Raw genomic sequence first — 14917 nt, 5'->3', positions numbered from 1 at the left:
GCGGTGACGGGCCGGTGCAAGTACTGGCGGTATACGAGCAGCAAGGGTCTATATAGGGCTCGCATGCACGTACAGCGCCAGTGGATGCCGTGAGACGGGGACGTGCCGGGGTCCGGGCGCCCCACCGGGCCGGGTTGGCCGCCACCGAGAGATCCGCGCCGCGACGTCATCGGCCTGTGCATCCACTGGCGGTATACGAGCAGCAAGGGTCTATATAGGGCTCGCATGCCCATATACCGCCAGTGGACGCACCAGGCTCAGACCGCGAGCGGGTGCGGCGCGACCGAGACGGGCCGGAGGGGCCGAGACCCGACCCGACGCGACCCAGAAGCGGGCGGGACCGCCCCGGGGAGCCGACGCGCGGCCGGCTCCCCGGGACCGTTCAGGTCCGGGTCAGGCCCGGATCAGGCGCGGAAGCCCAGCAGGTGCTGCATGGCCAGCTGCTGCAGGCGCACGAAGCCATAGTTGCGCTCGCCGGCCTTGTCGGCGTCGAACTCCTCGAAGGTGGAGCGGTCCGCGAGCAGGTCCGCGAGGGACTCGCCCTCGGCGAGGGTGGGCTGCGCGAGCTCGTCGATGCCGGAGTACGCGAGCGCCTCCTGCACCTCGGAGTCCTGACGGAACGCGAGGGCGCGCTCCTTGAGCATCAGGTACATCTCCATGTTGGCCGCGGCGGAGTCGTACTGACCCTGCTCGTGCTCGGTGCGGGAGGGCTTGAAGTCGAAGTGACGGGCACCCACGTAGGCGCCGGGCTTCGACGGGAAGCCGTTCTCGAGCAGGTCCACGGTGAAGAAGGCGCTGATCAGGTCGCCGTGTCCGAAGACCAGGTCCTGGTCGTACATCGGGCCGTGCTGGCCGTTGAGGTCGATGTGGAACAGCTTGTCGGACCACAGCGCCTGGGCGAGCCCATGGGTGTAGTTCAGGGTCGCCATCTGCTCGTGCCCGGTCTCGGGGTTGATGCCGACGATGTCGCCGTGCTCGAGCTGCTCGATGAAGGCCAGGGCATGGCCGACGGTGGGCAGGAAGATGTTGCCGCGGGGCTCGTTGGGCTTGGGCTCGAGACCGATCCGCAGGTCGTAGCCCTTGTCCTTGATGTAGCCGGCCACGGTGTCCAGGCCCTCGCGGTAGCGGTCGAGGGCGGCGTGCAGGTCCTTGGAGCCGTCGTACTCGGAGCCCTCGCGGCCGCCCCACATGACGAAGGTGCTCGCGCCGAGCTCGGCGGCGAGGTCCACGTTGGCCAGCACCTTGCGCAGGCCGAAGCGGCGCACGGAGCGGTCGTTGGAGGTGAAGGCGCCGTCCTTGAAGACGGGGTGAGCGAAGGTGTCGGTGGTGACCATCTCGATGACCAGGCCGGTCTCGTCGGTGAGCGACTTCAGCTGGTCGATGATCCGCTGACGCTCCCCCGGGGTGGCGTCGAAGGGGATCACGTCGTTGTCGTGGAAGGTGAAGCCCCAGGCGCCGAGCTCGGCGAGCTTGCGGACGTGGGCGCTCAGCTCGAGCGGCGGGCGGGTGGCCGAGCCGAACTGGTCACGGGCCTCCCAGCCGGTGGTCCACAGGCCGAAGGAGAACTTGTCATCACGGGTGGGGGTGGGTGCGGTCATGGTGAGCGCTCCTAGATCGAATCGTCGAGCGGACTGCGGGTCCGCGGTGCCGGTCCTGACCAGGTGCGGCGGGCATCCTCGCCGCCGCCCTTAGTAAGTTACCGTTACTAATCTAGTGTGGGATGCTGGTCCGCACAAGTCGGCGGAGCGAGCGATCGAGCGGCATCGCGATCCCGCGGCCACGCACCGACGGTCCGGCGGCCGACGGACCGCCCGAGGGTCCGCAGCGGAAGGGGGAGCATGCAGTCGACGCACCTGCGCGAGCACAACCTCTCGGCCATCCTGCGCGCCCTGGCCGCCTCGACCACCCCCACCTCTCGGGCGGGACTGGCGACGCTCACCCGCCTGACCAAGCCCACGGTCTCCAAGCTGGTCGAGGAGCTCGTCGCCGCCCACCTGGTGCAGGAGGGCGCTCCGCTCTCCACCGGCTCCGGGCGCCCGATGGTGCCCCTCCAGATCGCCTCCGGCACCCTGCTCGCGATCGGGCTGGAGATCGCGGCCGACCACGTCTCCTGCCTCGGCATCGACCTGGCGGGCGGGCAGCTGAGCCGGCACACCGAGTACCTGCAGGTCACAGCGGCCTCGGCCGAGGCGTCGATCGAGCTCTGCGCCGAACTGGTGGGCCGGGTGCGCGCGGACGCCGGCGCCCTGCCGGTGGTCGGGGTGGTCGCCGCCGTGCCCGGCCGGATCGCCCCCGACGACGGCCGCGTGCTGTCGGCCCCGAACCTCGACTGGACCGAGGTGCCGCTGGTCGGCCGGCTCCGGGCGCATCCGCAGCTCGCGGACCTGAGCGTCAGCGCCCAGAACGACAACCGCCTCTCCGTGCTCACCGAGATCGACCAGCGGGCCGGCGAGTCCTTCATCTACGTGCGCGGCTCCACCGGCGTCGGCGGCGCGGTGGTGCTCGGCGGCGCCCTGCTGGACGGGGTCCACGGCTGGGCCGGGGAGTTCGGGCACATGGTCGTCGAACCCGGCGGGGCGCAGTGCCGCTGCGGCCGACGGGGGTGCCTGGAGGCGTACGTCTCCTACCACTCGCTGCGGGACCGCGCGGGTCTGGGCCGGGACGTGCGGATCGAGGACCTGGTGGATGCGCTGTCGGCCAGCAGCGACCGCGCCGAGGTGATCGGCACCATCGGCCGCTCCCTGGGGCTGGCGGTGGCCAATGCCCTGAACGTGCTGGACCTGTCCACCGTGGTGCTCTCGGGCTACCTCGCGCCGATCGCTGACGAGCTGGCTCCGGTGATCCGCCGCACCGTCGAAGCGCACGCCCTGGCCACCGAGGCCGGGCCCGTCGCGATCGAGCGCTCGGACGGCCTCGAGGACCCGGCTCTGCGGGGCGCCGCCCGGGCCGCCCTGCAACCCGTGCTCGCCGCCCCGGGGGCATGGATCACCGCCCGGGGCTGACCCGGCCGGTCCGCCCCGCGCCGCCCCCGGTCCCCGCTCCGACAAGGGACAATGGTCAGGCGGAGGACCACCCGCATCAGCACAGCAGACGTCGCACGCCGGGGCCCGGCGGCCCGAGGCGCGACACGGACGGGAACGCACGATGGCAACGATGACCGACATCGCCAGGGAGGCCGGGGTCTCCCTGAGCACGGTCAGCTATGCCCTCAGCGGCAAGCGGCCCATCTCCGCGCAGACCCGGGAGCGCATCCAGACCGCGATCGCCCGCCTCGAGTACCACCCCGCAGCGAGCGCCCGAGCCCTCGCCCTGAAGCGCACCTCCCTGCTCGGGGTGGCCGTGCCGCAGCGGGAGGCGGTCGACGCCGACGTCATCATGGAGTTCGTCGGCTCGTTCCTCGCCGCCGCGCACGAGAAGGACTTCGACATCCTGCTGGTGACGGCCGAGGATCACGACCGCACCCTGCGGGTGGTCGAAGAAGGCAAGGTGGACGCCCTCATCGTCATGGACCTGGTCGAGGACGATTCCCGGATCCCGTCGCTCGCGAAGCTCACCCGCCCCGTGGTGCTCATCGGCTACCCGGAGGAGAATGGTGGCCTGACCTGCGTGGACTTCGACTTCCTGGCGGCAGCGAAATCAGCGGTGCATGAGATGCACAGCCGAGGCTCGGAACGGATCGCGATGATCGCCGCACCGGGGTCGCGCGAGGGCCGGACCCCGACCTACGCGCACCGGGCCCGGCTCGGGTACCGCCGCGCCTGCCAGGCCCTCGGGCTCGAGGAGCACATCATCGAGCTCTCCGCGGATCCCGCGGAGGTCTCCCGCTTCACCAGGGACGAGGTGCTGGCGGGCCACCGCTTCGACGGCCTGTTCGTCCACCATGAAGGAGCCCTGCCCCTGTTCGGACGCGCCTTCACCAGCGCGGACATCAGGAGCCCCGAACAGGTCCAGGTCGTCGCCATCGCGCCGGAGCGCGCTGCGACGACCGGACCCTGGGACGTCTCCGCGGTGGATCTCCCCACCGCGAGCATCGGGCACAACGCGGTGACGATGGTCCTCGAGCAGCTCGCGGACCAGGATGCACCTCGGCACTCGCGGTTGCTGAGCCCCCGCTTCCACGCCCGCGGCACCACCCGGAGCTGACCCGTCGGGACCCGGCACGGATCCCGACGGGCGGCGGATGCGATCAGCCCTTCACGGCCCCGATCATGACGCCGGAGGTGAAGTGCTTCTGCACGAAGGGGTAGACCAGCAGCACCGGCACCAGGGCGATCACCATGACGGCCATCTGCACGGCGAGCGTCGCCACCTGGCCGGAGCCCACGTCGACCTGCCCGGGCACGGAGACGCCCTGCAGGACGAAGGAGCGCAGCACTTGTCGATCGTCGAAGCGATTCGATAGGGTGGAGCATAACGCCGCCTCACGAGGGCCCGCAAGGCGTTCCCCGACATCGACGTCCGCGCCCACCCTCGTCACGAGAAGGACCCATGGAACCCACCGCCCTTCGGCCCTACCCCGTCCCCGAGCTCAGCCCCCGCGATGCGCAGCGGCTGACCTGGGCGCGCAGCGTGGTCTCCGCGATGAGCCCGGCGGAGAAGATCGCCCAGCTCCACCAGTACGCACCCGGCGTCGAACGCCTCGACATAGGACCCTTCGTCACCGGCACCGAAGGTCTGCACGGCGTGGCCTGGAAGGGACCCTCGACCCAGTTCCCGCAGCCGGCCGGCATGGCCGCCTCCTGGGATCCCGAGCTGCTGCGCCGTGCGGCTGCCGTGGTCGCCGCGGAGGTGCGGACCATGCACGAAGCGGATCCGCGGGTCAGCCTCGACGTGTGGGCACCCGTGGTGAACCCGCTGCGGCATCCGCGCTGGGGCCGCAGCGAGGAGGCGTACACCGAGGATCCGCTCCTCAATGGCGAGCTGGCCTGCGGTTTCTCCGCCGGCCTGCGGGGCGACGGGGACACGTGGACGACGATGCCCACGCTCAAGCACTTCCTGGCCTACTCCAACGAGACCGACCGCGACGCCACCAGCTCCGACCTCTCGCCGCGCGTGCTCCACGAGTACGAGCTCCCCGGACACATCACCCCGCTCGTGCGCGGCTGCGCCGGCTCCGTGATGCTCTCCTACAACCTGGTCAACGGCCGTCCGGCCCACCTCACGGAGCTGCTGGAGAGGGAGCTGCGCTCCCGGCTGGCGGATCCGGATCTGCTCTTCGTCGTCTCGGACGCGGGCGCCCCCTCCAACCTCTTCCGCTCGCAGAAGGTCGTCGTCGACGCCGCCGAGGCGTATGCGGCGATGCTCCGGGCCGGGGTCGACTCGTTCACGGACAACGACACCGATCCGACCGAGACGATCGCCGCACTCGATGAGGCCCTCGACCGGGGCCTCATCGAGCAGGACCACCTGGACCGGGCCGTGGTGCGGCAGCTGGTCGCGCGCGCCCGGACCGGAGAATTCGAGAAGCTCCCGGGGGTCGCGGGAACCGCAGAATCCGAGCACATCAGTACAAGCGCTTCGATATCGAGGTGGTCCTCGCCCGGGGCGGGCGCAGCGGCGGAATCGCCCGCTCACGTCGCAGCCGACCCGTCGTCGGCACGGTCCGCACGACACGCCTCGCCCGCGAGGTCGCCACGCGCTCCGCCGTCCTGCTCGCCCGGCGTGACCCCGCCGCGCTTCCGCTGCCACCCGGGACCACCGCGGTGATCGGCGAACAGGCGCACACCGTCCTGCGCGACTGGTACAGCGGGGAGTTCCATCAGTCGACGAGCATCGTCGCTGCGCTCGAGAAGCATCCGACCAGGCAGGAGGTGCGCACCACCCGAGCCTTGGACGTCGTCTCCCTGGCCGCGATCGGCCCGGCGCCGGACCCGGTGCTGCTGGGCGTCGACGGTTCGCTGCACTGCGCCCGCCCGGCGGCGGACGGCCCCCTGCCCGCTTCCTTCGCTCCTGCCCGGTTCGAGGTCCTCGACTTCGGCGATGACGTGATCGCGCTGCGGGATCCCGCAGCGCAGCTGCTGGTCACCCCGGACGCCCGGGGACGGCTGGCCGCCTCGGCCGAGCGCATCGGCGGCTGGGTGGTCCAGGACACGTTCCGCCGCATCGCCGACGAGAGTGGCACCTGGCAGCTGCAGCACATCGGCTCGGGACGGTTCGTCGGCGTCGAGCACCACAGCGGCGCTCTCATGCTGCGCGATCACACCCGGGCCTCCGGTGACCGCTTCGCCATCGACACCCATGAGCACGGGGACGACGCCTTCGACGCCGCCGCCCGCGGCGCCGACGCGGTGGTGCTGGTGATCGGCAACGATCCCCATGTGCACGGGCGCGAGACCGAGGACCGCCCGCACGTGCGCCTGCCCGCACCGGACCGCGCCGCCGTCGAGCGCCTCGCGGCGCTGCCCGAGGACGTAGCCACCGTCCTCGTGATCACCTCCTCCTACCCCTACGACCTCGAGGGCCTCGAGGAGCGGGTGGGCGCGGTGATCTGGTCCTCCCACGCCGGGGAGGCCGAGGGCGAGGCCCTGGCCGATCTGCTCACCGGCCGCCGCGACTTCTCGGGCCGGCTCGCCCAGACCTGGCCGGACTCGAGCCCGCTGCCCGCGCTGCTGGACTACGACGTGATCGGCGCCGGGTCGACCTACCTGTACGGACAGGGCGCCCGCTTCCCCTTCGGGCACGGCCTGGGCCTGGACCGCTGCGACTGGTCCGACCTCGAGATCACCGCCGAGGCCGAGGAGCTGCGCGTGCGCCTCACCCTCACCGCCCCCGCCGCGCGCACCACCCAGGGTCCGCTGCACGAGGTGGTGCAGGTCTACGCCGACGTGCCCGAGGCGGCGTTCTCCCCGTCGGCCGTACGTCGCGCCGGCCACCCGCCTGATCGGCTTCACCACCGTGGCGCTCGAGGGCCCGGAGCCGGTGACCGCGACGATCACCGTCCCCTACCAGCGCCTGGCCCTGTTCGCCCCGGACCGCGAGGGCTGGGAGCTGCCCGACGGACCCCTCACGGTGCGCGTGGCCCGCTCGAGCGCCGACACGGTCGGCGCGCAGGAGATCACGATCCCCCGCGCGCACCGGGAGCGTCATCCGCTGCCCGCGGCCGGCGGCGACCTGGTCCCGGCCGACCGGGCCGAGGAGACCGCCGGCCTCGCCCGCAGCGCCACCACCCTGCTCGAGGGCACCGAGCTGCGCCCGCTCGCGCTCACCGCCGCCGGCACCGCCGACTTCGTGCTCGCGGCAGGAACGGTCATCACCGCCCTGGAGACCCGCGAGCTCGACCTCGGCGCCCTCGCCCCGGCGCCCGGCAGCGCGGAGCTCATCGATGCGGAGGCCGCCGATCCGTCGGCCGCCGCGCTCCCCCTGCCCCATCGGGTGCCCGCCACCGGCGCCCGGCCCACCGGCCGGGTGCGCGTGCGCCTGACCGGCCCCCTCGCTCTGACCGGCCTGCGCGCCGAGCACCCCTGAAACCCGCAACTGGCCCCTGGAGGTCCCCTTGAAGTTCACGAACGGTTACTGGCTGATCCGCGACGGGGTCACGCTGCAGCGCCCCGCCGAGGTGCACGACCTCGAGATCCGCGAGGACGAGCTGGTCGTCCACGCCCCCGTCACCCGCATCCTGTCCCGCGGGGACACCCTGAACAAGCCGGTCATCACCGTCTCCTTCACCGCGCCGCGGCCCGACGTGATCGCCGTGAAGATCGAGCACTTCGCGGGCCAGCGGGAGTCCCTGCCCCGCTTCGACCTGACGGGCGCCCCCGTCACCCCCACCATCACCCGCCACGACGAGCAGGAGGTCGTCGAGTTCGCCTCCGGCCGCCTCACCGCGCGGGGTGGCGCTGCGCGGGCCCTGGCAGGTGGACTACCTGTGGGACGGCGAGGTGCTCACCAGCTCCACCGCCCGCTCGATCGGCTACGCCCAGGTCGAGGGCGAGGGCCCGTACGTCCACGAGCAGCTCTCGCTCGACGTCGGCGAGCACATCTACGGGCTCGGCGAGCGCTTCGGCACCTTCGTCAAGAACGGCCAGAGCGTCGACATCTGGAACGCCGACGGCGGCACCAGCTCCGAGCAGGCCTACAAGAACGTGCCGTTCTTCCTGTCCTCGCGCGGCTACGGGGTGCTGGTGGACGACGCGGGACCGGTGTCCTTCGAGGTGGGCTCCGAGAACGTCTCGGCCACCCAGTTCTCGGTGCCCGGCGAGCGCCTGCGCTACGAGGTCTACGGCGGCGGCAGCCCGCTCGAGGTCATCGAGCGCTACACCGCCCGCTCCGGCCGCCCGCCCTCCCTGCCCGAATGGTCCTACGGGCTGTGGCTGTCGACCTCCTTCACCACGGAGTACGACGAGCAGACGGTGCTCTCCTTCGTCGACGGCATGGCCGAGCGCGACATCCCGCTGACCGTGTTCCACTTCGACTGCTTCTGGATGCGCGGCTTCCACTGGTCGGACTTCGTCTGGGACCCCGCGACCTTCCCCGACCCCCGCGGCCTGATCCGCAAGCTCCACGATCGCGGGCTGAAGGTGTGCGTGTGGATCAACCCGTACATCGCCCAGCGCTCGGTGCTCTTCGCCGAGGGCGCCGAGAAGGGGTACCTGCTGCGCCGCACCGACGGCTCGATCTGGCAGAGCGACCTCTGGCAGGCCGGCATGGCGCTGGTGGACTTCACCAACCCCGAGGCCACCGCCTGGTACACCGGCAAGCTCGAGGCGCTGCTGGACGACGGGGTGGACGCCTTCAAGACCGACTTCGGCGAGCGCATCCCCACCGAGGGCATCCGCTGGCACTCCGGCTCGGACCCGCTGCGGGAGCACAACTTCTACACCTCCCGTTTCAACCAGGCGGTCTTCGAGCTGCTCGAGCGCCGCCAGGGCGCCGGCGAGGCGGTGCTGTTCGCCCGCTCCGCGACCGCCGGCGGTCAGCGGTTCCCCATCCACTGGGGCGGCGACTGCGAGTCCACCTACGTCGCGATGGCGCAGTCCCTGCGCGGCGGGCTGTCCCTGACCTCCTCGGGCTTCGGGTACTGGAGCCACGACATCGGCGGCTTCGAGGGCACCCCGGACCCGACGGTCTTCAAGCGCTGGGTGGCCTTCGGGCTGCTGAGCTCCCATTCGCGACTGCACGGCTCGAACTCCTACCGGGTGCCGTGGCTGTTCGACGAGGAGTCGGTGGAGGTGATGCGCGAGTTCACCCGGCTGAAGGAGAAGCTGCTGCCGTACCTGCTGGCCTGCGCCGAGGACACCACCCGCACCGGCGCGCCGGTGATGCGGGCGATGTTCCTGCAGTTCCCCGAGGACCCGGCGTGCCGGCCCCTGGACACCCAGTACATGCTGGGCCCGGACGTGCTGGTCGCACCCGTGTTCCAGGCCTCCGGCACCGTCGAGCTGTACCTGCCGGAGGGACAGTGGGTGCATCTGATCGACGGCGAGGAGGTCACCGGGGCCCGCCACCTCACCCGCCGCTACGACGTGCACTCGCTCGGGGTCTTCGCCCGCGTCGGCTCCGAGGCGGCGCGCCTGGTGCGCGGCGAGGCGACGGGCGCATGAGCGCCGCACCGTCCGCTCCGGACGCGCCCGCCGAGGACACGTCCGCCCCGGGCCGCGCGCAGCCCTTCACCCCGCCGGCCTTCCTCTTCGGCGGGGACTGGTCCCCCGAGCAGTGGGACCGGGAGACCTGGCGCGAGGACGTGGCGCTGATGCAGCGCGCGAAGGTCAACACGGTCTCGCTGGGGATCTTCTCCTGGGCCTGCCTCGAGCCCGCCGAGGGCGTCTACGAGACCGGCTGGCTGGACGAGGTGCTCGAGCTGCTCACCGCGGCCGGGATCGGCTTCTTCCTGGCCACCCCCACCGCCTCTCCCCCGCCCTGGTTCACCCTCGCCCATCCCGAGGCGATGCCGGTGCGGGAGGACGGGGTGCGCCTGACGCACGGCTCGCGCGACACCTACGCCATCAGCGCCCCCGCCTACCGGGAGGCCTCGCGGCGGATGGCGCGGATGCTCGCCGAGCGCTACGGCGAGCATCCCGGGCTGCGCGGCTGGCACCTGCACAACGAGTACGGCACCCTCGACCACGGCCCCGCCGCCGCCGACTCCTTCCGCCTCTGGCTGCAGCGCCGCTACGGCTCCCTCGAGGCGCTGAACACCGCCTGGTCCACCGCCTTCTGGTCCCAGCGCTACGGCGACTGGGAGGAGATCACCCCGCCCCGGGCCACGCAGTACCTCCACAACCCGGCGCAGCTGATCGACTTCCGCCGGTACTCCTCGGACGAGATGCTGGCGGCCCTGGTCGAGCAGCGCGAGGAGATCCGGGCGGCCGGCTCCACCGCGCCGATGACCACGAACTTCATGCTGCCCACCTGGAACCACCTCGAGCAGTGGTCCTGGGCCGACCAGCTCGACGTGGTCTCGCTGGACCACTACCTGGACACCACCGGCCCCGACGCCGAGGCGCATGTCGCCTACGGCTCGGACCTGGCCCGCTCCTGGTCCGGCGGGCCCTGGGTGCTCATGGAGCAGAACGCCTGGGGCATCGCGCTCGGCGACCGCTCGGTGCTCAAGAGCCCGGAGCGCATGATCCGCCACTCGCTGGGCTACATCGCCCGCGGCTCCCAGAGCTCGCTGTTCTTCCAGTGGCGGGCCTCGCGGGGCGGCGCCGAGCAGTGGCACAGCGCCCTGGTCCCCCATGCCGGCGGCTCCTCGCGACGGTTCGCGGCGATCTGCGAGCTGGGCGATGTCCTCGAGCGGATCGCCCCCGCCGTCGCGCCGCCGGCCGAGGGTCCGCTCGTCGAGGCCGAGGTCGGGATCCTCTGGCACGCCGACGGCTGGTGGGCGCTGGAGACGCCTCACCTGCCCCACGACGGGATCCGGTACGCGGAGGAGCTGCGCGCGACCCACCGCTCCTTCTGGCGGGCCGGGATCCCGGTCGACTTCGTGCGCCCCGGCGCCGACGCCGCGCGGTACCGGATGCTGGTGGTGCCGTGCCAGTACCCGCTGTCCGACGCGCAGGTGCGCTGGCTGACGGAGTACGCCGAGGCCGGCGGCCACCTGGTGATCACCTACCTGACCGGCATCTCCGACCCCTCCCTGCAGGTCGCCGGCGGCGGGTACCCGGGACGGCTGCGGCAGCTGCTCGGGGTGCGGGTCGAGGAGCTGCACCCGCTGCTGGCCGGCGAGGAGGTCACCCTCGACGACGGCAGCGTCGTGGCGGAGTGGACCGAGCTGGTGGAGGCCACGGATGCGCAGGTCCTCGCCTCCTACACGCACGGCGAGCTGCGCGGGCGCCCGGCGATCACCCTCGCCGAGCGGGGCGCGGGGCGGGCGGTCTACCTCTCGGCCCGGCTCCGGCAGGACTCGCGGGACGCGTTCCTGCTCGCCCAGGCGCGGCGCTGCGGGATCGGGCCCACCCTGCCCGGCGCCGCCGAGCAGGGCCTGGAGGTGGTGCGCCGCCGCGGCGACGGGGCCGATCACGTGTTCCTTTTGCACCACGGCGCCGAGGCGCTGACGGTGCGCGGCAGCGGAACCGAGCTGATCTCAGGACAGGACGGGGCCGACGGGGTGAGAATCGACCCCGGCGGGGTCGCGGTGCTCGCCGTCGAGCCGGGCGCGCCGCTCGCTCTCGTCGGCCGCTGATCCGCACCGATCGACCGACGGGCCCACGCACCCGGTCCAACTTCCCGCCGCACTCCTGCTCCGCCCGAAAGGACGCCCCGCATGCCGCTGTTCGACCTGCCCCTGCCCGCCCTGCGCGAGTACCTCCCCGAGCTCGACGAGCCCGCCGACCTCGACGACTTCTGGTCCGGGACCCTGGCCCGGGCCCGCACCGCCGAGCCGGTCATCGAGGTGCGCCCGGTCGAGACCGGGCTGAGCCTGGTGGACACCTGGGACGTCACCTTCGCCGGGCACGACGGCGACCCGATCCGCGCCTGGCACCTGCGGCCGGCGGACGCCGACGGCCGACTGCCGGTGGTCGTGGAGTACATCGGCTACGGCGGTGGGCGCTCCACCCCGATCGAGCACCTGGTCTGGCCGAGCGCCGGCTACGGGCACCTGGTGATGGACACCCGCGGACAGGGCAGCCGCTGGGGCTCCGGCGGCGCCACTCCGGACCCGGTCGGCTCGGGCCCGGCCGCCCCCGGGGTGATGACGCGCGGCATCGAGTCCCCCGAGACCTCGTACCTGACCCGGCTGATGACCGACGCGGCGCGCGCCGTCGATGCGGCGCGGGCGCTGCCGGGGGCCGACGGCCGGGTGGCGGTGACCGGCGGCAGCCAGGGCGGCGGTCTCGCGATCGCCGCCGCCGGACTGGTGCCCGACGTGGACGCGGTGATGGCCAACGTGCCGTTCCTGTGCCAGATCCGCCGGGCGATCGACCTCACCGACGCCGATCCGTACCAGGAGATCGTCCGCTACCTCTCGGTGAACCGGCACATGGAGGCCGCCGTCGAGAACACCCTGCGCTACGTCGACGCCGTGCACCTGGGCCGCCGCGCCCGGGCCGACACCCTGTTCTCGGTGGCGCTGCGGGACATGACCTGCCCGCCCTCGACCGTGTTCGCCGCCTACAACCACTGGGCCGGGCGGAGCGGCGCCGCCCCGTCGAAGGACATCGAGGTCTACCCGTACAACAACCACGAGGGCGGCGCGGCCGCCCATCAGATGCTCCAGCTGGACTGGCTGCGCGGTCCCGGCTCTGAACGAGCCGGCGCCCCCGCGGGGGAGGGGGGGGGGGGGGGGGGGGGGGGGGGGGGGGGGGGGGGGGGCCGCTGAGCGGCGCTCCGGAGCCACTGGACCCGCGGCGCGCGCGCACGAGAACGACTCGTGCGCGCGCCGTTCGTCGTTCCTCCCCGGCATTCCCGCGGGCCCGCAGAGCAGCCTCGAAAGATTTCCTCAATATTTTTCGCCGGGCTCAGTCCCATTGAACGACCCGCAGACGCGTGACCTGGTCACCCTTCTCAGACAGATGCCCAGTCCTTTCCCGGAGAGCGCGCCTTGACGCATTCGCCGACGCTTCCTATTCTGACCACACCCCGGTAACGTACCGACAGTTTTTCGGAAAGCTTTTTATATCGGGGTGTTGCACCGGGCCCGCCCCGCACAGCAGTGGAGCTGCGCGACACAAGCCCTCCGGAGTACCCGCGCGATGAGCTGTCCCCTGCCGCCGTCGGTCGACGGCCCGCTCGTCGCCGCGTCCCCCGCTGTCCAGCCTCCCCAGGAGCCCTTCATGACCAGTTCCTCCCCCTCTGCCCTCCTCACCACCCGGCGCTCCTTCGTCGGGCTCACCGCTGCGGCCTTCGCCGCCGTCTCCCTCGCCGCCTGCGGCGGGGGCGGCGAGGAGGAGGCCGCCGACGTCGCCTCGCTCGACGTGGGCGCGATGGACTCCTTCGAGGCGGATCAGCAGTTCACGGCGACCGAGCCGATCACCCTGACGATGCTGTGGACCGACTGGCCCGAGCAGCCCGTCAAGGAGACGTGGCAGGTCTTCGACCACATCAAGGAGCTCACCAACGTCCAGCTGGAGCTGACCCATGTGCCCTTCAGCGACTCCGTGGAGAAGCGCAGCCTCCTGATCAGCGCCGGCGACGCCCCCACCGTGATCCCGCTGATCTACCGCGGCGACGAGACCCCCTTCGTCTCCTCCGGCGCGATCCTGCCGATGAGCGACTACATCGAGCACATGCCGAACTTCCGCAAGTACGTGGAGGAGTGGGACCAGGGCGAGATGATGGACAACATCCGCCAGGCCGACGGCAAGTACTACATGCTCCCGGGCCTGCAGGAGGTCTGGGTGCCCTCGTTCTCGCTGATCATCCGCAAGGACGTCTGGGACGAGGTCGGCATCGGGATCCCTGCCACCTGGGAGGAGGTGCACGAGGGTCTGCGCCTGATCAAGGAGCGCTACCCCGACTCGCTCCCCCTGGCCGACGGCTTCGAGGCCCAGTCGCTGATCAACTACGGCGGCTACTCCTTCGGCACCCGCGCCGGCTGGGGCTTCGGGGACGGCATGATCGGCGGCCACGACGGCGAGCCGCTGCGCTACGCCGCCACCACCGACGAGTACCGCTCCATGATCGAGTACTACCGCACCCTGGTCGCCGAAGGCCTGCTGGACCCCGAGACGCTCACCGCCGCGAACGACGGCAGCGGCGCCGGCGGGGTGGTGGAGAAGTTCGCCCAGGAGACCTGCTTCGCCGCCTCCGGCTCCTCCGGCACCGCGATCGAGTTCGCGCAGGGCATGGACGCGACCGTCGGCCGCGGCAACTATTCGCTGCAGCTGATCCCGCCGCCCGCCGGACCGGCCGGGAACATCATGGGCCCGCGCAACTTCTGGCACGGCTTCATGCTGAACTCGCAGATCGCCGAGTCCGAGAACTTCCTGGCGATCCTGCAGTTCCTGGACTGGCTGTACTTCAACCCGCAGGCCCGCGAGATGCTGCGCTGGGGCATCGAGGGCGAGACCTACACCAAGGCCGAGGACGGCACCATCGAGCTGACCGAGGGCCACTCGCTGAACGCCTTCGACCTCAACACCGACGCCGGCACGGACCTCCAGAAGGACCTGGGGTTCTCCACCTTCCTCTCCGAGGCCACCGAGTCCCGGGCGCTGAAGGAGTCCTACAACTCCGAGGAGTACACCCAGTACATCGACGGCGTGGTGGCGAACCTCGAGTCGATGCCGCCGTGGGCCCCGGCCCCGCTCGAGGAGGCCGAGCTGGAGCAGGCCTCGCTGATGGCCACGCCGCTGAAGGACACCGTGGACACCAACACGCTGCAGTTCATCCTGGGCCAGCGCGACCTCGCCGAATGGGACGACTTCGTCGCCGAGCTCGAGGCCGCCGGGCTGCCGGCCTACCTCGAGCTGATGAACAAGGCCCGGGACCGCTTCGTCGAGCAGTCCTGAGCCCGACGCCGCGGCGCCCGCCCCCCCGC

9 protein-coding genes and 2 pseudogenes are annotated in these 14917 nt (G+C 72.0%); 9 read left to right on the top strand and 2 right to left on the bottom strand.

Translation table 11 applies throughout. The features are described 5' to 3' along the window. Positions 1–404 precede the first annotated feature (404 nt). Positions 405–1598: a xylose isomerase gene (gene xylA / locus ACOJUI_RS00960; protein ID WP_422116241.1), complete on the bottom strand. Its 1194-nt coding sequence runs from the start codon at positions 1596–1598 to the stop codon at positions 405–407. Between the two features lie 240 nt (positions 1599–1838). Between xylA and ACOJUI_RS00955 the strand changes: the two genes are divergently transcribed. Continuing rightward, the gene (locus ACOJUI_RS00955) at positions 1839–3002 is read left to right on the top strand and encodes an ROK family protein (protein WP_422116240.1); all 1164 of its coding nucleotides are present in this window, start codon (positions 1839–1841) and stop codon (positions 3000–3002) included. A gap of 151 nt (positions 3003–3153) precedes the next feature. After that, positions 3154–4143, top strand: a complete 990-nt coding sequence (locus ACOJUI_RS00950) for a LacI family DNA-binding transcriptional regulator (protein ID WP_422116239.1) — start codon at positions 3154–3156, stop codon at positions 4141–4143. A 43-nt stretch (positions 4144–4186) separates the two neighbouring features. Here the strand turns inward: ACOJUI_RS00950 and ACOJUI_RS00945 are convergent. Continuing rightward, positions 4187–4375, bottom strand: a pseudogene (locus ACOJUI_RS00945) (carbohydrate ABC transporter permease); the annotation flags it as partial. A gap of 113 nt (positions 4376–4488) precedes the next feature. Here ACOJUI_RS00945 and ACOJUI_RS00940 point away from each other — a divergent pair. The 7 genes and pseudogenes from ACOJUI_RS00940 (at position 4489) to ACOJUI_RS00910 (ending at position 14888) form a co-directional block, all read left to right on the top strand. Beyond that, positions 4489–5706 carry a glycoside hydrolase family 3 protein gene (locus ACOJUI_RS00940; protein ID WP_422116238.1) on the top strand — a complete coding sequence of 406 codons (1218 nt, stop codon included), beginning with the start codon at positions 4489–4491 and terminating at the stop codon, positions 5704–5706. Further along, positions 5703–6629, top strand: a pseudogene (locus ACOJUI_RS00935) (glycoside hydrolase family 3 C-terminal domain-containing protein); the annotation flags it as partial. The gene ACOJUI_RS00940 and the pseudogene ACOJUI_RS00935, both read left to right, overlap by 4 nt. A 265-nt stretch (positions 6630–6894) precedes the next feature. Further along, the gene (locus tag ACOJUI_RS00930) at positions 6895–7464 is read left to right on the top strand and encodes a hypothetical protein (protein WP_422116237.1); all 570 of its coding nucleotides are present in this window, start codon (positions 6895–6897) and stop codon (positions 7462–7464) included. A gap of 365 nt (positions 7465–7829) precedes the next feature. Continuing rightward, complete coding sequence (yicI, locus tag ACOJUI_RS00925) at positions 7830–9539, top strand: alpha-xylosidase (protein WP_422116236.1); 1710 nt, start codon at positions 7830–7832, stop codon at positions 9537–9539. Then, complete coding sequence (locus ACOJUI_RS00920; protein ID WP_422116235.1) at positions 9536–11620, top strand: beta-galactosidase; 2085 nt, start codon at positions 9536–9538, stop codon at positions 11618–11620. Before yicI ends, ACOJUI_RS00920 begins: the two co-directional genes overlap by 4 nt. An 81-nt stretch (positions 11621–11701) precedes the next feature. Next, on the top strand, positions 11702–12757 hold the full coding sequence (locus ACOJUI_RS00915; RefSeq protein ID WP_422116234.1) for an acetylxylan esterase: 1056 nt from the start codon (positions 11702–11704) through the stop codon (positions 12755–12757). Positions 12758–13211: 454 nt separating this feature from the next. Further along, a complete protein-coding gene (locus ACOJUI_RS00910; RefSeq protein ID WP_422116233.1) occupies positions 13212–14888 on the top strand; it encodes an extracellular solute-binding protein in 1677 nt (558 codons plus the stop codon). Positions 14889–14917: the final 29 nt, after the last annotated feature.

The sequence above is a fragment of the Brachybacterium sp. UNK5269 genome (genome assembly GCF_049266655.1).
GTDB lineage: Bacteria > Actinomycetota > Actinomycetes > Actinomycetales > Dermabacteraceae > Brachybacterium.
This window is presented reverse-complemented; position numbering and strand designations above follow the sequence as displayed.

Bases quoted from the DNA above. Each gene is read 5' to 3' on its own strand.
- xylA (WP_422116241.1), bottom strand. From the start codon at position 1,598: ATGACCGCACCCACCCCCACCCGTGATGACAAGTTCTCCTTCGGCCTG.
- ACOJUI_RS00955 (WP_422116240.1), top strand. From the start codon at position 1,839: ATGCAGTCGACGCACCTGCGCGAGCACAACCTCTCGGCCATCCTGCGC.
- ACOJUI_RS00950 (WP_422116239.1), top strand. From the start codon at position 3,154: ATGACCGACATCGCCAGGGAGGCCGGGGTCTCCCTGAGCACGGTCAGC.
- ACOJUI_RS00940 (WP_422116238.1), top strand. From the start codon at position 4,489: ATGGAACCCACCGCCCTTCGGCCCTACCCCGTCCCCGAGCTCAGCCCC.
- ACOJUI_RS00920 (WP_422116235.1), top strand. From the start codon at position 9,536: ATGAGCGCCGCACCGTCCGCTCCGGACGCGCCCGCCGAGGACACGTCC.
- ACOJUI_RS00915 (WP_422116234.1), top strand. From the start codon at position 11,702: ATGCCGCTGTTCGACCTGCCCCTGCCCGCCCTGCGCGAGTACCTCCCC.
- ACOJUI_RS00910 (WP_422116233.1), top strand. From the start codon at position 13,212: ATGACCAGTTCCTCCCCCTCTGCCCTCCTCACCACCCGGCGCTCCTTC.